General features: G+C 70.8%; 20 protein-coding genes. 19 read left to right on the forward strand and 1 reads right to left on the reverse strand.

All coding sequences use genetic code 11. The features are described 5' to 3' along the window. The first annotated feature begins 9 nt into the window (after nucleotides 1–9). The 17 genes from folE (at nucleotide 10) to ACIGEP_RS12075 (ending at nucleotide 15624) form a co-directional block, all read left to right on the forward strand. The gene (gene folE, locus ACIGEP_RS11995) at nucleotides 10–600 is read left to right on the forward strand and encodes a GTP cyclohydrolase I (protein WP_396661844.1); all 591 of its coding nucleotides are present in this window, start codon (nucleotides 10–12) and stop codon (nucleotides 598–600) included. Next, nucleotides 597–1406 (forward strand): dihydropteroate synthase, encoded by an 810-nt coding sequence (folP, locus tag ACIGEP_RS12000; protein ID WP_396661845.1) that lies wholly within the window; start codon nucleotides 597–599, stop codon nucleotides 1404–1406. Before folE ends, folP begins: the two co-directional genes overlap by 4 nt. Continuing rightward, nucleotides 1403–1768 (forward strand): dihydroneopterin aldolase, encoded by a 366-nt coding sequence (gene folB / locus ACIGEP_RS12005; protein ID WP_396661846.1) that lies wholly within the window; start codon nucleotides 1403–1405, stop codon nucleotides 1766–1768. Before folP ends, folB begins: the two co-directional genes overlap by 4 nt. Next, a complete protein-coding gene (gene folK / locus ACIGEP_RS12010) occupies nucleotides 1765–2301 on the forward strand; it encodes a 2-amino-4-hydroxy-6-hydroxymethyldihydropteridine diphosphokinase (protein ID WP_396661847.1) in 537 nt (178 codons plus the stop codon). Before folB ends, folK begins: the two co-directional genes overlap by 4 nt. Continuing rightward, nucleotides 2298–2789 carry a DUF3180 domain-containing protein gene (locus ACIGEP_RS12015; protein ID WP_396661848.1) on the forward strand — a complete coding sequence of 164 codons (492 nt, stop codon included), beginning with the start codon at nucleotides 2298–2300 and terminating at the stop codon, nucleotides 2787–2789. Before folK ends, ACIGEP_RS12015 begins: the two co-directional genes overlap by 4 nt. Next, complete coding sequence (locus ACIGEP_RS12020; protein WP_396661849.1) at nucleotides 2734–3309, forward strand: PH domain-containing protein; 576 nt, start codon at nucleotides 2734–2736, stop codon at nucleotides 3307–3309. Before ACIGEP_RS12015 ends, ACIGEP_RS12020 begins: the two co-directional genes overlap by 56 nt. Continuing rightward, nucleotides 3306–5006: a PH domain-containing protein gene (locus tag ACIGEP_RS12025; protein ID WP_396661850.1), complete on the forward strand. Its 1701-nt coding sequence runs from the start codon at nucleotides 3306–3308 to the stop codon at nucleotides 5004–5006. Before ACIGEP_RS12020 ends, ACIGEP_RS12025 begins: the two co-directional genes overlap by 4 nt. After that, on the forward strand, nucleotides 5003–5710 hold the full coding sequence (locus tag ACIGEP_RS12030; protein WP_396661851.1) for a DUF2520 domain-containing protein: 708 nt from the start codon (nucleotides 5003–5005) through the stop codon (nucleotides 5708–5710). Before ACIGEP_RS12025 ends, ACIGEP_RS12030 begins: the two co-directional genes overlap by 4 nt. Further along, the gene (locus ACIGEP_RS12035; protein ID WP_396661852.1) at nucleotides 5707–6450 is read left to right on the forward strand and encodes a formylglycine-generating enzyme family protein; all 744 of its coding nucleotides are present in this window, start codon (nucleotides 5707–5709) and stop codon (nucleotides 6448–6450) included. The genes ACIGEP_RS12030 and ACIGEP_RS12035 overlap by 4 nt, the downstream gene beginning before the upstream one ends. 187 nt (nucleotides 6451–6637) lie before the next feature. Beyond that, nucleotides 6638–8161: a lysine--tRNA ligase gene (gene lysS, locus ACIGEP_RS12040; RefSeq protein ID WP_396661853.1), complete on the forward strand. Its 1524-nt coding sequence runs from the start codon at nucleotides 6638–6640 to the stop codon at nucleotides 8159–8161. A 99-nt stretch (nucleotides 8162–8260) separates the two neighbouring features. Next, nucleotides 8261–9286 carry a LacI family DNA-binding transcriptional regulator gene (locus ACIGEP_RS12045; protein WP_396661854.1) on the forward strand — a complete coding sequence of 342 codons (1026 nt, stop codon included), beginning with the start codon at nucleotides 8261–8263 and terminating at the stop codon, nucleotides 9284–9286. A gap of 60 nt (nucleotides 9287–9346) precedes the next feature. After that, nucleotides 9347–10633, forward strand: coding sequence for an extracellular solute-binding protein (locus ACIGEP_RS12050; protein ID WP_396661855.1), 1287 nt, complete (start codon nucleotides 9347–9349; stop codon nucleotides 10631–10633). A gap of 1 nt (nucleotide 10634) precedes the next feature. Beyond that, complete coding sequence (locus tag ACIGEP_RS12055; protein ID WP_396661856.1) at nucleotides 10635–11618, forward strand: carbohydrate ABC transporter permease; 984 nt, start codon at nucleotides 10635–10637, stop codon at nucleotides 11616–11618. Beyond that, the gene (locus ACIGEP_RS12060; RefSeq protein WP_396661857.1) at nucleotides 11615–12454 is read left to right on the forward strand and encodes a carbohydrate ABC transporter permease; all 840 of its coding nucleotides are present in this window, start codon (nucleotides 11615–11617) and stop codon (nucleotides 12452–12454) included. Before ACIGEP_RS12055 ends, ACIGEP_RS12060 begins: the two co-directional genes overlap by 4 nt. 2 nt (nucleotides 12455–12456) lie before the next feature. Further along, nucleotides 12457–13524: a glycosidase gene (locus ACIGEP_RS12065; RefSeq protein ID WP_396661858.1), complete on the forward strand. Its 1068-nt coding sequence runs from the start codon at nucleotides 12457–12459 to the stop codon at nucleotides 13522–13524. A 99-nt stretch (nucleotides 13525–13623) separates the two neighbouring features. Beyond that, a complete protein-coding gene (locus tag ACIGEP_RS12070; RefSeq protein WP_396661859.1) occupies nucleotides 13624–14700 on the forward strand; it encodes a hypothetical protein in 1077 nt (358 codons plus the stop codon). 21 nt (nucleotides 14701–14721) lie between these two features. Beyond that, nucleotides 14722–15624, forward strand: coding sequence for a hypothetical protein (locus ACIGEP_RS12075; protein WP_396661860.1), 903 nt, complete (start codon nucleotides 14722–14724; stop codon nucleotides 15622–15624). 7 nt (nucleotides 15625–15631) lie between these two features. Here ACIGEP_RS12075 and ACIGEP_RS12080 read toward each other — a convergent pair whose 3' ends face one another. Beyond that, nucleotides 15632–16720, reverse strand: coding sequence for a DUF4192 family protein (locus ACIGEP_RS12080; protein ID WP_396661861.1), 1089 nt, complete (start codon nucleotides 16718–16720; stop codon nucleotides 15632–15634). Between the two features lie 129 nt (nucleotides 16721–16849). Here ACIGEP_RS12080 and ACIGEP_RS12085 point away from each other — a divergent pair, with 129 nt between their 5' ends. Both ACIGEP_RS12085 and cls read left to right on the forward strand, forming a co-directional pair. Beyond that, nucleotides 16850–17035 carry a hypothetical protein gene (locus ACIGEP_RS12085; protein ID WP_396661862.1) on the forward strand — a complete coding sequence of 62 codons (186 nt, stop codon included), beginning with the start codon at nucleotides 16850–16852 and terminating at the stop codon, nucleotides 17033–17035. A gap of 42 nt (nucleotides 17036–17077) precedes the next feature. After that, nucleotides 17078–18547: a cardiolipin synthase gene (gene cls / locus ACIGEP_RS12090; protein WP_396661863.1), complete on the forward strand. Its 1470-nt coding sequence runs from the start codon at nucleotides 17078–17080 to the stop codon at nucleotides 18545–18547. The last annotated feature ends 5 nt before the right edge of the window (nucleotides 18548–18552 follow it).

The raw sequence follows: 18552 nt of genomic DNA on the forward strand, positions 1-18552 counted from the left end.
GCGACGCCGATGGCGGTCGACCGCGAGCGTGTCGCCGAGCTGGTCCGAGAACTGCTCGTGGCCATCGGTGAGGATCCGGAGCGCCCGGGCCTGAAGCTCACCCCGCAGCGCGTCGCGGACGCGTACACGGAGTTCTTCTCGGGAGTGGGGGTGGATGCCGCGGAGCCCCTCGCGCGCACGATCTCGGTCACCCGGGGCCCCGCCCCCGACACGCTCCCGTCGGGTGCGGTCATGCTGCGCGACATCCGCTTCCAATCGATGTGCGAGCACCACCTGCTGCCCTTCGCGGGGCGCGCGCACGTCGCGTACCTGCCGGGGGAGCAGGTCGTCGGTCTCGGCGCGCTTCCGCGGGTGATCGACATCCTCGCCGCCCGGCCGCAGGTGCAGGAGCGACTCGGTGAGCAGATCGCCGACGTGATCGCCGGCTCGATCGACACGCGGGGTGTGCTCGTCGTCCTCGACGCGGTGCACGAGTGCGTGACGATGCGGGGCGGCCGTCAGACGGCGGCATCCACCGTCACCGTGGCGGCTCGCGGCGTGTTCACCGAGGCGGCGGCGCGCGCCGAGGCGATCGCGCTGCTCACGGGCGGCCGGACATGACCCTGGTCATGGGGGTCGTGAACGTCACGCCAGACTCGTTCAGCGACGGCGGGCGGTACGCCTCGCACGAGGCGGCGATCGCCCACGGGCGCGCCCTCCGGCGCGATGGGGCGGATCTGCTCGACATCGGCGGCGAGTCGACGAGGCCCGGTGCCGAACGGGTCGCACCCGAGGCGGAGCGGAGCCGCATCCTTCCCGTCGTCGAGACGCTCGCCGCCGAGGGCGCGACAGTCAGCGTCGACACGATGAACGCGAGCACAGCGGCGGCCGCCGTTGCTGTGGGTGCGCGGGTCGTCAACGACGTCTCGGGCGGCCTCGCCGACCCGGACATGCTCGCCACGGTCGCCGGCACCGACGCCGACCTCGTCCTGCAGCATTGGCGCGGCCACTCGGCCGACATGTACGGCACCGCCGTCTACGACGACATCGTCGGAGAGGTGGTCGGCGAGCTCGGTGCACGTGTGGCCGCGGCTCGGGCGGCCGGCATCCCGGATCACCGGATCGTCGTCGACCCGGGCTTCGGATTCGGCAAGACCCCCGAGCAGAACTGGCAGGTGGTCCGCGGCCTCGCCCGGTTGACCGCCGACGGTCACCGGGTCCTCATCGGCACGAGTCGCAAGCGGATGCTGGCGGTCGCCGCCGCGGGCGCGGGCGTCGGGCTCGTGGGCGAGGACGACCTCGACCTCGCGACCGCCGTCACGAGCGTCCTCGCCGCGCAGGCCGGGGTGTGGGCGGTGCGGGTGCACGATGTCGCCGCCACCCGGCTCGCGCTCGCGGTGCGCGCCGCATGGGAGGGGGAGCGATGAGCGACGAGATCACGATCACCGGGATCCGCGCGGTCGGATACCACGGGGTCTACGACCACGAGCGCCGCGACGGTCAGGAGTTCATCGCCGACCTCGTGCTCTCGCTGTCACTGGCCCCCGCGGCCGCGAGCGACGACGTCGCCGACACGGTGCACTACGGCGAGGTCGCCGAGCGGGTCGCGGCGCTGCTCGCGGGCGACCCCGTCGATCTCATCGAGACCCTCGCCGAGCGCATCGCGACGGCCGTGCTCTCGGGCTGGCCGCTCGTCGACGCGGTCGCCGTCACCGTGCACAAGCCGGCGGCGCCGATTCCGGTGCCGTTCGGCGATGTCGCCGTGACCGTCAGGCGGTCCCGCTCATGAACCGCCGTCTCGCGGAGGGGATGCCGGAGCGCGAGCCGCGGGGCGCCGGCCCCACGCAGCGGGCGGTCATCGCGCTCGGTGCGAACCTCGGCGACCGTGCCGCGACGATCTCGGAGGCCATCGCCGACCTCGGTCGTCTGCCGTTGACGGAGCTGGTGGCCGCAGCCGAGCCGATCGAGTCGGTCGCGATCACGCTGGGCGGACCGGATGCCGACGCTCCCCGCTACCTCAACACGGTGGCGCTCGTCGACACGCGCCTCGCACCGACGGTGCTGCTCGGCTATCTGCACGCGATCGAGGGCCGGCACGGGCGCGAACGGCGTGAGCGGTGGGGGAGTCGCACCCTCGACCTCGACCTCATCGCGTACGGCGACGTGCGCTCCGACGATCCGGCGCTCGTCCTCCCGCACCCCCGCGCGGCGGAGCGCGACTTCGTCCTCGACCCCTGGCTGAGCATCGACCCCGACGCGGTGCTGCCCGGGGCCGGCCGCGTCGCCGACCTGCGTGCCGCCCTTCCGGGAGGTGCGGCGTGAAGCGCACGAACCCCCTCCTGCTGGCGGCCATCGCCGTCGTGTCGGGTGTCGCCGGATTCCTCGTCGATCAGGTGCTGACCGGCATGGGGCATCCGAGTTTCACCCCGTCCCCCCTCCTCCCGATCCTCCTCGTGGCGCTCGCCGTGGCCGTCGTCGCCGCCGCGATTCCGGTGCGCCGGGCGACCGTGGGCACGGCAGCGCCCGTCGACCCGTTCCGAGCGCTGCGGATCGCCATGATGGCGAAGGCGTCGAGCATCGTCGGCTCCCTCGTCGCGGGATTCGCGGGCGGCCTGCTCGTCTTCGTCCTCACACGGCCGGTCTCACCCTCGTTAGGCTCGACAGGTGCGGTGATCGCCGCACTGGGGGGCGGATTGCTCCTCGTCGTCGGCGCCCTCGTCGCCGAACACCTGTGCACCATCCGGAAGGACGATGATGACGACCAGCCCGGACCCGACGAACCCGATTACGGACTCTCCCACTCCGACTGACGACACGACCTTCTCGACGATCCTCGAGCCGCGCGGTGCCCAGCGGCTGCCGCTCGGTGACGGTCAGTGGCGGCAGTTGTCGCGCAAGTACGTCGTCGGGCAGGTGATCGGCAACCTCGTTGTGCTCGCGCTGATCGCCGCGGCCGTCCTGACGCTCTGGCTCATGTTCCAGGCGACCTGGCCGTTGAACCCGGGGGCGATCCTCTTCGTGATCGTCCTCGTGACGCTCGTCGTCACACCGCGCCAGGCGCGCTCGATCGGCTACCAGCTGCGCGAGGACGACCTCGTCTTCCGCCGCGGCATCCTGTGGCAGCGCCTGGTCTCGGTGCCCTACGGACGCCTGCAGCTGGTCGACATCACGCACGGACCCCTCGACCGGATGCTGGGCATCGCACAGCTCAAGCTCGTCACCGCCGCGGCATCCACCGGTGTGACGATCCCCGGTCTGCCGCAGAAGGACGCCGAGGCCCTGCGCGACACCCTCATCGAGGTCGCCGAGACCCGACGGACGGGTCTGTGAGCGACCTCGACCCGCAGCCGGCCGCCCCGGCGGACGTCGGCACGCCGGTGCCGCCGCCTGCCGCCGTGCGCTCCGAGATGAGCGACGGCGAGTGGCACCGGCTGCATCCGCTGTCACCGTTGCTGCGCGGCGGACTGACCCTGCTCGTCATCATCGGCATCCTCGTCGCGAACCTGCGTGACCGGTTCATCGCGTTCTTCCTGCCGGAGGGGTTCCGCTGGGACGAGGAGGACCCGGTCGACTTCGTGCTGCAGAACGGCATCGCCGTGCAGGCGATCATCGTCGTGGTGGTCGGATTGATCGTGCTGCTCGCGCTGTTCTGGACCGCGTGGCGGTTCCACACGTTCCGGATCACGGGCGACGAGGTCGAGGTGCGCAGCGGCGTGCTGTTCCGCACGCACCGGCGCGCCCCGCTGGACCGCGTGCAGGGGGTCAACCTCACGCGGCCCGCCCTCGCCCGCCTCGTCGGACTCGCCAAGCTCGAGGTCGTCGGTGCGGGTCTCGACGCGAACGTGAAGCTCGAGTACCTGTCGACCGCCGACGCAGAGACGGTGCGGGGCGACATCCTGCGTCTCGCCTCCGGACACCGGACGAAGGATGCCGCGGCGCGACAGGCGGCAAGCGGAGCTCCGTTGACGTCGCGCGTGACCGCGGGGATCTCCGAGATCATCGACGGCGTCGACGAGGACGGCGCCGAACCGGAGTCGATCGTCCGGGTGCCGATGTCGCGCCTCATCCTCGCGGGGCTGCTGTCGGGGTCGACCATCTGGTTCGTCCTGATCGTCGTCGCGGCGCTCGTCGGGCTCGCGCTGCAACCGGTGTGGATCATCCCTGCGCTCGGGGCCTCGGTTCCCGCTGCGATCGGATTCGGGGCGTACGCCGTCCGCCAGTTCATCAAGACCATCCGGTATTCGATCGCACCGTCGTCGGCGGGCGTGCGTGTCACCTTCGGTCTGCTGACGACGGTCACCGAGACGCTGCCCGCAGGGCGCGTCCATGCGGTCGACGTCCGTCAGCCGCTGCTGTGGCGCTGGGGCGGCTGGTATCGCATCCGCGTCAACAAGCTCTCGGGCCGCTCCGCGGGCGATGCCTCGGCCGCGCAGATGGGTGACGTGCTGCCGATCGGCACGCAAGCCGACGTCGAGCGCGTCCTGCGGCTGCTCCTGCCGTCGCTCCCCGTCGATGCGGGCCTGCTCGACGCGGGACTGCACGGACCGCGCGAGGGCGACGGGTATGTCACGTCGCCGGCTCGGGCGCGCGTCATCGATCCGCTCACGTGGCGGCGCAACGGCATCCTCCTCCTGCCGCAGGCCGTGCTCATGCGCACGGGACGCCTGTGGCCGAAGCTCACGATCCTGCCGCTCGCCCGCCTGCAGTCGGTGCGGATCTCCCAGGGCCCCCTGGCGCGTCGCCTGGGGCTGGCCACCATCACGGGGCACACCGTGATGGGACCCGTCGCGGGGACGATCGAGTCGCTCGACCACCAGCAGGCGTACGCACTGTGGAACGAGATCACGGCCGCCGCGGTGGCCGAGGCGGCCGACGAGACGATGTCGGCGACGGATGCGGGTGCGCCCGACGACGCCGAGGTCGAGCGGCCGCACGTCGAGGCCGCCGCGCCGACCTCCGGTCCGCCCGTCGCGCCGTTGTGGGTCCCGCCGGTCGCGCCGCCCACCCACCCGGCGGAGGAACGATGACGCGCGACGGGCGCCTCGGCGTCGGGGTGATCGGCGCGGGCCGCGTGGGCCCCGTCGTGGCGGCCGCGCTCGCCGGAGCCGGGCATGCGCTCACGGGGATCACCTCGGGGTCCGACGACGATCGGGTCGAAGCGATCCTTCCCGACGCGCCACGGCTGGTCCCCGAGGAGGTCGTGCGCCGCAGCGAGCTCGTGATCCTCGCCGTTCCCCGCGATGAGCTGCCGGGCCTGGTCGCCGGTCTCGCCGAGATCGGAGTGTGGCAGGTCGGACAGATCGTCATGCACACGGATGCCGCACACGGCATACAGGTTCTCGCGCCGGCCGCGGCCAAGGGTGCCATCCCGGTCGCCATCCACCCCGCGATCGCCTTCACGGGGACCTCGACCGATCTCCGCGCCCTCCGAGACGCCTACGCCGCGGTGACCGCACCGGCCGCCGCGCTCCCGATCGCCCAGGCGCTCGCCGTCGAGATGGGCTGCGAACCCGTCGTCGTCGCCGACTCCGACCGCGCGGCCTACGGCGAGGCGATCGCCACCGCCACCGAGTTCTCCTCCTCGATCGTGCGGCAGTCCGCCGACCTCCTCCGGTCCGCGGGGGTCGACGACCCGTCGCGATACCTCTCCGCCCTGGTGCACACGACGATCGACCGTGCGCTCACCGAGTCCGCGCCGTCGGTCGGCGACGCGCCGCCGGCCGTCCCGTGAGCGACGTCGAACTCACCCCCATCCCGGCCGGCCGGGTCGACCTGCACGATGCCCGACGCGGCACCCGATGGGGCGTCGACCTCGAGGCGTTCGAGATCGGTGCGTACCCCGTGACCGAGGGGCAGCTCGCGGAGGTGCTGGGCATCGCGGCATCCCACCCGCGGCGGCCCGCCGTCGAGGTCAGCTGGCTGCGCGCCGTCCGATTCTGCAACGCGCTGTCGGAGTGGGAGGGCCTCGATCCCGCGTACTCCGTCGACGGTGAAGAGGTGCGGTGGCACGTGGACAGCGACGGCTTCCGGCTGCCGACCGAAGCCGAATGGGAGTACGCCTGCCGCGCCGGGTCGACCGGTCCGCAGTACGGCCCGCTCGCCGAGATCGCGTGGACGGCGGCGGACGGCGTGACCGCGCCGCAGCCGGTCGGGGGCAAGCTGCCGAACCTGAACGGGCTGTTCGACACGCTCGGCAACGTCTGGGAGTGGTGCTGGGACTTCCTCGACACCGAGCGGTACGACGACTACCGGGTGTTCCGCGGCGGCGGATTCGCCGACGACGCGTGGAGGGTGCGCGCCGGCACCCGCCGCGGGGGAGGCCCGCGGATGACGCACGACGACGTCGGGTTCCGCGTCGCGCGGGGAGGCTTCGACGCCGTCGACGCCGCGCAGGGCTGGTCAGCCGCGTTCGACGCCCAGCGCGCCGCGGGCCGCGATCCCCGCCCGCCCGGCTGGACACCGCGCCGCTGAGCCGCGCGCGAATCCGTTCACGGATGTAACGGATCCGACGCGACACGCGGGGGACGGATGCCGCGGCCCGGCGTGTCGGCGCGGATCCGTTGCATCCGCGCACGCGGCGGCCACCGGCATCCGCTCGAAAACGGCACACGGCCCCGCCGATAGACTGAAGGGTCGAATCCCCGAGGAGCCTTCTGTCATGACCGACGCGTCCGCGCCCACGCCCGCCGAGACGACCGATGAGGATGTCATCGAGCAGAAGGCGGTCCGCCTCGCGAAGCGGGAGCGGCTGTTGGCGGAACGGACGGATGCCGCCGGTGGCGCCTACCCCGTCGCAGTCCCCGTCAGCACGACGATCCCGGCCCTCCGCGAACGTTTCGCGTCGCTCGAGGCGGGGGACGAGACCGGCGAGACCGCCTCGGTCGCCGGGCGGATCGTCTTCAGCCGGAACACCGGCAAGCTCTGCTTCGCCGCGCTGCAGTCGGGGAACGGCAGCCGCATCCAGGCCATGGTCTCGCTCGCCGAGGTGGGCGAGGAGTCGCTGCAGGCGTGGAAGGAGCTCGTCGACCTCGGCGACCACGTCTCGGTGACCGGTCAGGTCATCTCGAGCCGCCGCGGCGAGCTGTCGATCATGGTCACCGACTGGGCGATCGCCGCGAAGGCGCTGCTGCCCCTGCCGAACCTGCACTCCGAGCTGAGCGAGGAGAGCCGGGTGCGCTCGCGCTTCCTCGATCTGATCGTGCGCGACACCGCGCGCGAGACCGTCGTCGCCCGCGCGAAGGTGAACGCGTCGCTGCGCCGGACGTTCGACGACCACGGCTTCCTCGAGGTCGAGACCCCGATGCTGCAGGTGCAGCACGGCGGCGCCGCGGCCCGGCCGTTCGTCACGCACTCCAACGCGTTCGACACCGAGCTGTACCTGCGCATCGCGCCGGAGCTCTTCCTCAAGCGCGCCGTCGTCGGCGGCATCGACCGTGTCTTCGAGATCAACCGCAACTTCCGCAACGAAGGGGCCGACTCGACGCACAGCCCCGAGTTCGCGATGCTCGAGGCCTACCAGTCCTACAGCGACTACAACGGCATCGCCGACCTGACGCAGGAGCTCATCCAGAACGCCGCGATCGCCGTCGCCGGTTCGACCACCGTGACGTGGGCCGACGGCACCGAGTACGACCTCGGCGGTCAGTGGGACCGCATCTCGATGTACGAGTCGCTGTCGGATGCCGCCGGCCGCTCCGTCACGCCCGAGACGTCGTTCGAGGAGCTCCAGGACCTCGCCGCCCAGGCTGGTGTGGAGGTCCCCGAGAAGATCGCGACCCACGGCAAGCTCGTCGAGGAGCTGTGGGAGCACTTCGTGAAGGGCGGACTCGAGCGTCCGACGTTCGTCATGGACTTCCCGCTCGACACCTCGCCGCTCGTGCGTGAGCACCGCAGCATCCCGGGTGTCGTCGAGAAGTGGGACCTGTACGTCCGTGGCTTCGAGCTCGCGACGGGCTACTCCGAGCTCGTCGACCCCGTCATCCAGCGCGAGCGTTTCGTCGAGCAGGCGAAGCTCGCCGCGCGCGGTGACGACGAGGCGATGCGGGTCGACGAGGAGTTCCTGCGCGCCCTCGAGCACGGTATGCCGCCCACCGGTGGCATGGGCATGGGCATCGACCGCCTGCTGATGGCGATCACCGGCCTCGGCATCCGCGAGACGATCCTGTTCCCGCTCGTCAAGTAGCCCGCACGCGATACGCCCGCTTCTGCGGCGTGTCAAGGCCTTGCCTTCTCCCCGTCTGAACCGGTTTAGTAGAACGGGTCAGCCACGAAGGAGTGAGCGATGCCCCCGGAGACCCGACCCACGATCGCAGATGTCGCGCGCGCCGCGGGAGTGAGCAAGGGTCTCGTCTCCTTCGCCCTCAACGGACGGCCCGGCGTCTCCGCAGACACCCGGCAACGGATCATGGACGTCGCCGCCGAGCTCGGCTGGACCCCGAGCCTCAGTGCGCGATCGCTCAGCGTCGGCCGCGCCTTCGCGTGCGGCCTGGTGATCGGGCGCAGCCCCGACGTGATCGCCGCGGACCCCTTCTTCCCCTCGTTCATCGCTGGTCTCGAGGACGAGTTCTCCGTCACCGGCCAGGCCCTCGTCCTCGCCGTCGCGAACCCCGGACGCCACGAGGCCGACACGTACCGTGGGCTCGTCTCCGACCGCCGCGTCGACGGGGTGATCCTCACCGACATCCGCGTCGCCGACCCGCGCATCGCCCTGCTGCGGGACCTCAAGATCCCCGCCGTCACGCTCGGCCGTCCCGACGTCGCGTCGCCGTTCGCCTCCGTCTCGACGGACGACGGCGCCGGCATCCGTCTCGCCGTCGAGCACCTCGCCTCTCTCGGCCACCGCCGGATCGCGCACGTCGCAGGCCCCTCGGGGATGCTGCACGCCCAGCGCCGTTCACAGGCGTTTCTGGATGCCGCGGATGCCGCGGCCCTGCACGTCACCGTGGTCGAGACCGACTTCAGCGCGGCGGACGGTGCACAGGCGACGGCATCCCTCCTCGATCAGGCGGAACCGCCCACGGCGATCGTGTACTCGAACGACAGCATGGCCGTCGCCGGCATGGGCGTCGCCCACCAGCGCGGACTGCGTGTGCCCGGCGATCTCTCGATCACCGGTTTCGACGACACCGAGATCGGCCGCTGGGTGCACCCCGCCCTTACGAGCGTCGCGACCGACGCCCGCGGGTGGGGCGTGAGCGCGGCGCGCACCCTGCTGGCCGCGATCGCGGGCGACGCGCCCGCCCACATCGACCTTCCCGATCCCACCCTCGCCGTCCGGGGTTCGACGGCACCTCCCGCGGGCGCCTGAACGGCCCCGCACGACAGCACGAGAGCACGACAGACAGACCACGACACGAAGGAGAGAGACATGCGACGACGCATCCTCATCACGGCAGCAGCTGCCGCATCCGGTGTACTCGCCCTCAGCGCCTGCAGCGGCGGGGGCGGCGGCGGTGGCGACGACCTCGAGAGCCGCGGCGACATCACCATCTGGTACTCGAACAACGAATCGGAGATCGGCTGGGGCAAGGCGATGGTCGAGGAGTGGAACGCCGACCACCCCGACGAGCAGGTCAAGGCGCAAGAGATCCCCGCCGGTGCGTCGAGCGAGGAGGTCATCGGCGCCGCGATCACGGCGGGCAACGCCCCCTGCCTCGTCTTCAACACCTCGCCGGCGGCGGTCCCGGGGTTCCAGCGCCAGGGCGGCCTCGTGAACCTCTCGGACTTCGAGGACGGCGACGATTACATCACCGCCCGCAGCGGCGACCTCGCCGACCAGTACCGATCGGACGACGGCGACTTCTACCAGTTCCCGTGGAAGTCGAACCCCGTGATGATCTTCTACAACAAGGACCTGTTCGAGCAGGCCGGTCTCGATCCCGAGAACCCGAAGCTGTCGACGTACGACGAGTTCCTCGACACCGCCCGCGCGCTCAAGGAAGCGGGGGTCTCGGAGTACGCGATCAACCCGGCCCCGACGAGCGAGTTCTTCCAGTCCTGGTTCGACTTCTACCCGCTGTACGCGGCGCAGACCGGCGGCACCCCGTTGCTCGAAGACGGCAAGGCGACGTTCGATGACGAGAACGGCAAGGCCGTCGCCGACTTCTGGCGCACGCTCTACGAGGAGCAGCTGGCCGGCAACGAGCAGTACCAGGGTGACGCCTTCGCCGACGGCTACGCCGCCATGGCGATCGTCGGCCCCTGGGCCATCAGCGTCTATGGCGACGCGATCAACTGGGGCTCCGTCCCCGTGCCCACGCAGGGCGGCACCGCGCCGGAGGAGACCTGGACCTTCAGCGACGCCAAGAACGTGGGCATGTTCACGGCATGCGACGACAAGGCGACTGCCTGGGACGTCCTGAAGTTCGCCACGAGTGAGGAGCAGGACGGCGCCTGGCTCGAGGCCACCGGCCAGATGCCGCTGCGTCAGGACCTGACCGGCACCTACCCGGACTACTTCGCGGACAACCCCTCCTACGAGCAGTTCGGCGATCAGGCCGCGCGCACGGTGGAGGTTCCCAACGTCGTCGGATCGGTCGAGATCTGGCAGGCGTTCCGCGACGGGTACTCGAAGTCCGTCATCTTCGGCGAGACCCCGGTCGACCAGTTCCTCTCGGACACGGCCGCCGAGGTCGACCAGCTGGCAGCGGGCTGACATGACCGCCGTCGTCCCGGGTCGCGCCGGGTCCGATCCCGGCGCGACCCGCGGTGCCCCGCCCGAGAAGGACGGACGGGATGCCGCGCCCCGCCGCGGCATCCTGCACCGCCTTCTCGGCGCGCAGCCGCATGGACTCCTCTTCTCGGCGCCGTACATCGCGTTCGTCCTGGTGGTGTTCGCCTACCCCGTCGTGTTCGCGGTGTGGATGTCCTTCCAGGACTACTTCTTCGCCGCTCCCGGTGCCGAGGTCGATCGGCCGTTCGTGGGCTTCGACAACTACGTCACCGCCCTCAGCGACCCCGAGGTGTGGCGGTCGTTCGGCAACGTCGGGATCTTCCTGATCATCAACGTGCCGCTCACGGTCGTGCTGTCGATCCTTCTGGCGACGGCCCTGGACCGCGTGACGAAGGCGCGCACCTTCTTCCGGGTGAGCTACTACGTGCCGTACGTCACGGCATCCGTCGCGGTCGTCGCGGTCTGGCTCTTCCTCTTCGCCCGGGGCGGACTCGTGAACAACGTCCTCGGCCCCCTTGCACCCGACCCCTCGTGGCTCGTCAACTCGGCGCTCGCCATGCCGACCATCGCGTTCTTCGTCACGTGGAAGGGGCTCGGGTTCTACATCCTGCTGTACCTCGCGGCCCTGCAGAACGTGCCGCGCGAGCTCTACGAGTCGGTGTCGATGGACGGCGGCGGCCGCCTGCGGCAGTTCTTCGCGGTGACCGTGCCGAGCGTGCGGCCGGCGACGCTCCTCGTCGTGCTTCTCGCCACGATCACGGGCGCGAACCTCTTCACCGAGCCGTACCTGCTGACCGGTGGCGGCGGGCCCAACGGCGCCTCCACGTCGCCGGTGCTGCTCATGTATCAGCGCGGGATCGAGCAGCAGAATCCAGATGTCGCGGCGGCGATCGGCGTCGTGCTCATCGTCTTCGTGCTCGCCATCGCGGCGCTGCAGCGCAAGCTCGTGGGAGGTGAAGAGCGATGAAGCGCGCGCTCGGCTCGCGGATCGCGATGTACGTCGCCCTGTGCATCGGCGCCCTCGCGTTCCTGTTCCCGTTCTTCTACATGGTCGTCGGCTCGCTCCAGACGAACGTCGACCCGACACCGGCGGGGGCCTTCCCGAACCCGTCCAACCTCACGCTCGACAACTACGCCGCCATCAACGGGCGCATCGACCTCCTGAAGGGGCTCGCCAACTCGGGCATCTTCACCGGTGGCGTGATCCTCGGGACGATCGTGTTCGGCGTCCTCGCCGGATACGCGCTCGCCGTGCTGCGCTGGCGGGGACGCGGGGCGACGTTCGCGCTCGCGCTTCTCGTCCAGGTCGTGCCGTTCCAGCTGCTCATGATCCCGCTGTACGTCATGATCGCCCGCGACTACGGTCTCGCCGACAGCTACCTCGGGATGATCCTGCCGTTCTTCATCAACTCGACGGCGGTGATCATCTTCCGGCAGTACTTCCTGCAGCTGCCCAAGGAGCTCTTCGACGCGGCGCGGATCGACGGGGCGAACGAGTTCCGCCTGCTGTGGAGCGTCGCGCTCCCGCTCGTCCGGCCGGCGCTGCTGACGGTCGTGCTGCTGACCTTCATCGGGCCGTGGAACGAGTTCCTGTGGCCGTTCCTCATCACGAAGGATGCCGAGATGCAGCCGCTCGCGGTGTCGCTCGCGAACTTCATCTCGAACATCGCGGCATCCACCGCGAATCCGTTCGGGGCGATGATGGCCGGAGCCGTCGTGCTCGCCGCCCCCGCCGTGGCGCTGTTCCTCGTGTTCCAGCGCTACTTCACCTCCAACGACCTCGGATCCGGAGTGAAAGGATGACCATGCCCGCCGAGACCCACGTCCCTTACCGCCTCACGCGAATGGGGGTCGTCATGACCCCCGCGGACGGAGACCCGAACGAGGCCGAGGGGGTGCTCAACCCCGCCTCGGGCCGTGGCCCCGACGGCGAGCTCTACCTGCTGCCGCGCCTGGTCGCCGACGGCAACGTGTCGCGCGTGGGCCTGGCGCGCGTCGTCGTCGAGGAGGGCGTCCCCGTCGCCGTCCAGCGGGAGGGTGTCGTCCTCGAACCCGACCGCGGCTGGGAGCGCGGGGTCGGCAACGCAGGGGTGGAGGATCCGCGGGTCACCTGGGTCGAGACGCTCGGGCTGCACGTCATGACCTACGTCGCCTACGGACCGCTCGGCCCGCGCACGGCCGTGGCGGTCTCGAGCGACCTGCGGGACTGGCGGCGGCTCGGACCGGCGCTGTTCCGGTACCAGGACGACCTCGACATGGACCTCAACCTGTTCCACAACAAGGACACGGTGTTCTTCCCCGAGCCGGTGACCTCCCCCGACGGCCGCGAGGCGCTCGCCGTGCTGCATCGACCGATGTGGGACCTCGGCGAGACCAAGCCCGGTCAGGGGGTGCGCGTCCCGGCGGGGGTCGAGGACGAGCGGCAGTCGATCTGGATCAGCTACATCCCGCTCGAGGCCGTGCGCGAGGACCTCTCGGCACTCACCCTGTGGGAGCAGCACCGCTTCGTCGCAGGGCCGGAGTTCCCCTTCGAGGCGCTGAAGATCGGCGGCGGTCCGCCGCCGCGCCGCGTCGCCGAAGGATGGCTCGTCCTGCACCACGGGGTGACCGGCACCATCGACAGCGCCTTCTCGCAGCAGCAGAAGGTGAACTATGCCGCCGGGGCCATCATCCTCGACGCCGACGACCCCTCCACGGTCGTCGCCCGCACTCCGGAGCCGCTGCTGGCCCCGGAGACCGACGACGAGCGCAGCGGCATCGTGCCCAACGTCGTCTTCCCGACCGCGATCGAAGAGATCGACGGTCGCCTGTTCGTGTTCTACGGCATGGCCGACTCGAAGATCGGCGTCGCCCTGCTCGAACGCACTGACTGACCGCGTGCCGAGTGCAGGTTCAGACATCCGCCGGTCGCTCGAGAGACGTCCCGGACGACGCTGAACCTGCACTCGGCACCGCACCCGAAAGGAACCCCCGTGAACACCTCCGCACAACGTCGTGCGCACACCCTCGGACTCACCGCGTTGGCCGCTGCCGCGCTGATCGTCCCGCTCGGCGTGACCCCCGCCGTCGCAGCCCCGGCATCCGCCGCCGTGACGAACCTCGACCACCTCGACTTCCTGCTCGACGAGGCGACACCTCCCGCGGGCGTCGAGGGCCACAGCACCTACCGCCAGGACGAGGAGCCCACCCTCGTCATGCCGTGGACGTACGCGGACGCCCGCGACGGCGGCACCTTCGAGCGCGTCGGCGGCGGACCGCTCGACCCCGCGACCGGCTACTGGGGCCAGGGCGCCTACAACGCCGACGACATCACCCGCGCGGCCGTCGTCTACACCCGTCACTGGGAGCTCACCGGCGACGACGACAGCCGCGACAAGGCCTATGAGCTGCTCCGGTCGGTCGCCTACTTCCAGACGACGGAAGGTCCGGATGCCGGCAACGTCGTACTCTGGATGCAGCCCGACGGCACCTTCAACCCCTCGCCCGAGCCCGTCGAACTGCCCGACCCGTCCGACAGCGGGCCGAGCTACTGGCTCGCCCGCACCTTGTGGGCACTCGGCGAGGGCTATGCCGCGTTCGAGGACGAGGATCCCGAATTCGCGGACTTCCTCGACGACCGGCTCGACCTCTCGCTCGACGCCCTCAACCGCCAGGTGCTCTCGAAATACGGCCAGTGGAAGATCTCCGACGGCAAGCGGGTGCCGGCGTGGCTGATCACCAACGGAGCGGATGCCTCGGCCGAGGCGGCGCTCGGACTCGCGGCACGCGTCGAGGCGGGCCCCGACGGCAAGTCCGCCACGGCGCTGCGTCAGCTCGCGAGGGGCATCGCGGCGATGGCGGACGGCGGCGTGCGGGAATGGCCGTACAGTGCCGTGCTGCCGTGGGCGGAGTCCCCGGCGATCTGGCACGCCTGGGGGTCGCAGATGCCGGCGGCGTTGGCAGAGGCGTCCGTCGCGCTCCGCGACCGCTCGCTCGCGCGTCCGGCGATCGCCGACGCGGCGACCTTCACGCCGACCCTGCTGACGGCGGGCGGTCCCGACAACGGGTAGAACCCCGGTCCGGTCGACCGGGTGCAGATCGCGTACGGCGCGGACTCCCGCGTGCAGTCGCTCCTCGCGGTCACCGACGCCACCGGGTCGGAGGGGTTCGAGCAGCTGGCCGCCATGCAGGCGGCCTGGTTCTTCGGCGCGAATCACGCGGGGCAGCGCATGTACGACCCGGCGACGGGCGTCACCTACGACGGGCTGCAGCCGGACGGAACCGTGAACCGCAACAGCGGCGCGGAGTCGACGATCCACGGTCTGCTGACGGCGATCGCGCTCGACGCCCATCCTGACGTGCGCGACCAGGCGGTCGCGCTCACGCAGGTCACCGACCGCGAAGGCCTCGCCTGGGTGGAAGCCGAGGATGCGGTCTCGACGACGGGTGAGATCGACACCCCGGAGTCGTGGACGGGCGAGTCGAGCTGGTCGGGCGATCGGCTGACGCTGTCGCGGGGCGATTCGGCGGTCTTCGATCTCGGCGAGAGCGGTGCCGCGCGGTGGATCGAACCCGTCATCTGGTCGGAGGTGCGCGAGCGCACCGCGTCGACGTGGCGCGCGAACCGCACGCCGCTGGGGTCGCTGCAGCTCACCGGACCGGCGCAGGGCATCTCTCCGACGCCGGGCGCGATGCATCCGCATACCCTCACCCGTGCGCTCGCCGCGACGCAGGACCGGGTGCGCGTCGAGGTGACGCGCGGCGATCTGCAGCTCGACGGTCTGCTCGTCCGGCCGATCGTCTCCCGTCTCGATCTCGGCGGCGACGGTGCGGGCATGCTGCTCGTGCACTCCGCCGCGCGGACACCGCAGCGGGTCACCGTGGGGTCGGGCGAGGTGTCGGTCTACGACGCGCGAGGGCGCGAGGTCCGGGTGCGTCAGGGCAGCGGCACCGTCACGCTGCCGGCGGGAGGCTTCGCGATCGTCGAACGCTGACGCCTGCTCAGCGCCGGAACGCCCAGTCGGGCAGGTGCGAGGACTGCACGAAGCTCATGAGGATCTCGGCGAGACCCAGCCGGGGATCGATCTCGAGAGCTGCAGCCGCGTACCTGCCCGCGTGCGTAGAGCGGCCGAGCGCCCACGCCAGCCAGCCGGCCGTCGCACAGACGCCCGCGCGCTCGTCGGCGGGCAGCCGGGCGGCGACCTGACGCACGAGTTCGAGCGCTCGCAGCAGTCGCTCCGGATCGGGGCGCGGGCCCTCGCCCCACAGGATCTCGGCGAGGTCGACGGGGTACTCCTCGCCGTCCTCCCAGCAACGCTGCGCGACGAGGGCGTCGTCCCCGCGTGCATGGTCGCCCGACCATTGGACGATCGCGACGTCGCGCAGCGAGGGACGCGACAGGCACCACCCCACGACCGCGACACGCATGGGGTCGAGGGTCGCGGCATCCCACTCGAGCATCTCCTCGTAGAGCGTGGGCAGATCGTCGAGCGCGCAGGCCGCCTGCAGGGCAGCCGGGTCGATGCGCGCCTCGGCGCCGATCGTCGACGGGATGCCGCACAGCACCGTGAGCGCGGCTTCGAACGACCTCAGTGCGGCCGCCGCGCCGGCGAGCTCGGAGGCGTCGACGAGGGGGAGATCGGCACCCGACGACTGATCGACTGCGGGCGCGTGTCGCTCGATCAGGGCGAGGGGGTGCCCGCCGCGCGGCAGCGTCGGGTCGAGGTGCGATCCCCAACCGTCGGCGGCGACGGTGAGCATGTCGACGGCGTCCAGCCCGCTCGCCCCGGCGGACCGGCGCAGGGCGGCGATGAGCTCGCCCCCGGGGAGCTCGGACGCTGCCGACTCGGCGGTGTAGACGACGGCGACGAAGCCCTCCACATGGTCGACGCGGCAGACGAGCCCGATGACGGTCGAGGCGACGGCGTCGAGGTCTGCGCCGTCCGGCGGCAGGTCCACGCGCATCGCACCGAGGCTGCGGCCCTCGTGGAGCGGGATCATGACGAGGCTCTGGGTCGGCGAGTACCCGAGTAGAAGCGGGACGAGGCGGAGGAGGTGTGCGGCATCCGCCGCGGCGACGATCGTGGACATGCGCTCAGCGTCGCCCCGGAGCGGATGCTGCCGGCCGCCGCCCGCGCGGGCTCGGGAGCGATCGCGCGACGCCGCGGTTGGGGAGGACTCCGTGCGCCCGCCCCCTGGCGCCGACATTACGATGGAGGGGTGGACGAGTACTGGAGTGCGGTGGTCTGGGGTCTGATCCCCACGATCGTCGTCGCGGGCCTGCTCGTCTTCGTGTTGCGCAGCATCCTTCGAATGGACCGCACCGAGCGCAAGGTGTACGCCAAGGTCGAGGCCGAGGAGCGCCGCCGGCGCGGTCTGCCCAGAACCGACGAAAACGCTGGTTGACGGCCCGAACGATAGGCTGAGCCCACAGTTACGGGGGGCCGCGTGATCAGCATCAGCGTCGACTGGACGTGGACATGGTGGATCGTCCTCGTCCTCGCGTTCGACATCTCCGTGCGCATCCTCGCGGTCTTCATCATCCCGAGGAACCGGCGCCCCACAGCGGCGATGGCCTGGCTGCTCGCCATCTACTTCATCCCGGTCATCGGCATCCTGCTGTTCCTGCTGATCGGCAACCCGCGCCTCCCGCGCAAACGACGCAAGCAGCAGGAGGCGATCAACCGCGCCTTCCGCGACGCGAGCGAGGGTCTCGACTTCGGCACGCTGCGTCCCGACGCGCCGGTGTGGTTCGAGCAACTCGTCGGGCTCAACCGCAAGCTCGGCGCCCTGCCCATGGCGGGCGACAACGGCGCGCAGATCATCTCTGATTACCAGGGCAGCCTTGACACGATGGCCGCCGAGATCGACCGGGCGACCCGGTACGTGCACGTCGAGTTCTACATCCTGCAGTCAGATGGGGCGACCGACGAGTTCTTCTGCGCTCTCGAACGCGCGGCGGCGCGCGGGATCGAGGTGCGGGTGCTGCTGGACCACTGGGCGAACCGCTGGAAGCCCAATTACAGGGCGACGATCTCGCGCCTCGAGCGGATGGGCGCGCAGTGGCGGCTCATGCTGCCGGTGCAGCCCCTGAAGGGCAAGTACCAGCGCCCCGACCTGCGCAACCACCGCAAGCTCGTCGTGATCGACGGTGTCGTCGGCTTCATCGGCTCGCAGAACGTGACCGACCGCAGCTACAACCTGAAGACCAACCTGCGCCGCGGGCTGCAGTGGGTGGACATGATGGTCCGCGTCGACGGCCCGGTCGTGGCATCCCTCTCGGCGGTCTTCGTGTCGGACTGGTACGGAGAGACCGGCGAGGTGTTCGCGGTCGAGTCCGACTTCTCGACGGATGCCGGCAGTGGCGACCTCGACTGCCAGATCGTCCCGAGCGGGCCCGGGTTCGAGTACGAGAACAACCTGAAGCTGTTCCTGAGCCTCATCTTCGGCGCGACCCGCAAGATCGTCATGGTCAGCCCGTACTTCGTCCCGGACGAGGGTCTGCTGCTCGCGATCCAGACCGCGTGTCACCGCGGCGTCGAGGTCGAGCTGTTCGTCTCCGAAGAGGGCGACCAGGCGATGGTCTACCACGCCCAGCGCAGCTACTACGAGCAGCTGCTGGCGACCGGCGTGAAGATCTGGATGTACAAGAAGCCCTACATCCTGCACTCCAAGTCGATGTCGATCGACGACGAGGTCGCCGTCGTCGGCTCCAGCAACATGGACATGCGCTCGTTCGGTCTCAACCTCGAGGTGACGATGCTCGTGCGCGGCGCGGAATTCGTCGAGCAGCTCCGCACAGTCGAGGACCTCTACCGCGGTATGTCGCGGGAGCTCACGATCGAGGAGTGGGAGAAGCGCCCCATCCGCTCGGTGATCCTCGACAACCTCGCACGGCTGACATCCGCGCTGCAGTGAGACGT

Source organism: Microbacterium sp. NPDC077663 (assembly GCF_044542795.1).
GTDB lineage: Bacteria > Actinomycetota > Actinomycetes > Actinomycetales > Microbacteriaceae > Microbacterium.

Excerpts from the sequence above, each read along its gene's own strand:
- folE (WP_396661844.1), top strand. The coding sequence starts at position 10 with ATGGCGGTCGACCGCGAGCGTGTCGCCGAGCTGGTCCGAGAACTGCTC.
- folP (WP_396661845.1), top strand. The coding sequence starts at position 597 with ATGACCCTGGTCATGGGGGTCGTGAACGTCACGCCAGACTCGTTCAGC.
- folB (WP_396661846.1), top strand. The coding sequence starts at position 1,403 with ATGAGCGACGAGATCACGATCACCGGGATCCGCGCGGTCGGATACCAC.
- folK (WP_396661847.1), top strand. The coding sequence starts at position 1,765 with ATGAACCGCCGTCTCGCGGAGGGGATGCCGGAGCGCGAGCCGCGGGGC.
- ACIGEP_RS12020 (WP_396661849.1), top strand. The coding sequence starts at position 2,734 with ATGACGACCAGCCCGGACCCGACGAACCCGATTACGGACTCTCCCACT.
- ACIGEP_RS12030 (WP_396661851.1), top strand. The coding sequence starts at position 5,003 with ATGACGCGCGACGGGCGCCTCGGCGTCGGGGTGATCGGCGCGGGCCGC.
- lysS (WP_396661853.1), top strand. The coding sequence starts at position 6,638 with ATGACCGACGCGTCCGCGCCCACGCCCGCCGAGACGACCGATGAGGAT.
- ACIGEP_RS12045 (WP_396661854.1), top strand. The coding sequence starts at position 8,261 with ATGCCCCCGGAGACCCGACCCACGATCGCAGATGTCGCGCGCGCCGCG.
- ACIGEP_RS12050 (WP_396661855.1), top strand. The coding sequence starts at position 9,347 with ATGCGACGACGCATCCTCATCACGGCAGCAGCTGCCGCATCCGGTGTA.
- ACIGEP_RS12055 (WP_396661856.1), top strand. The coding sequence starts at position 10,635 with ATGACCGCCGTCGTCCCGGGTCGCGCCGGGTCCGATCCCGGCGCGACC.
- ACIGEP_RS12060 (WP_396661857.1), top strand. The coding sequence starts at position 11,615 with ATGAAGCGCGCGCTCGGCTCGCGGATCGCGATGTACGTCGCCCTGTGC.
- ACIGEP_RS12065 (WP_396661858.1), top strand. The coding sequence starts at position 12,457 with ATGCCCGCCGAGACCCACGTCCCTTACCGCCTCACGCGAATGGGGGTC.
- ACIGEP_RS12080 (WP_396661861.1), bottom strand. The coding sequence starts at position 16,720 with ATGTCCACGATCGTCGCCGCGGCGGATGCCGCACACCTCCTCCGCCTC.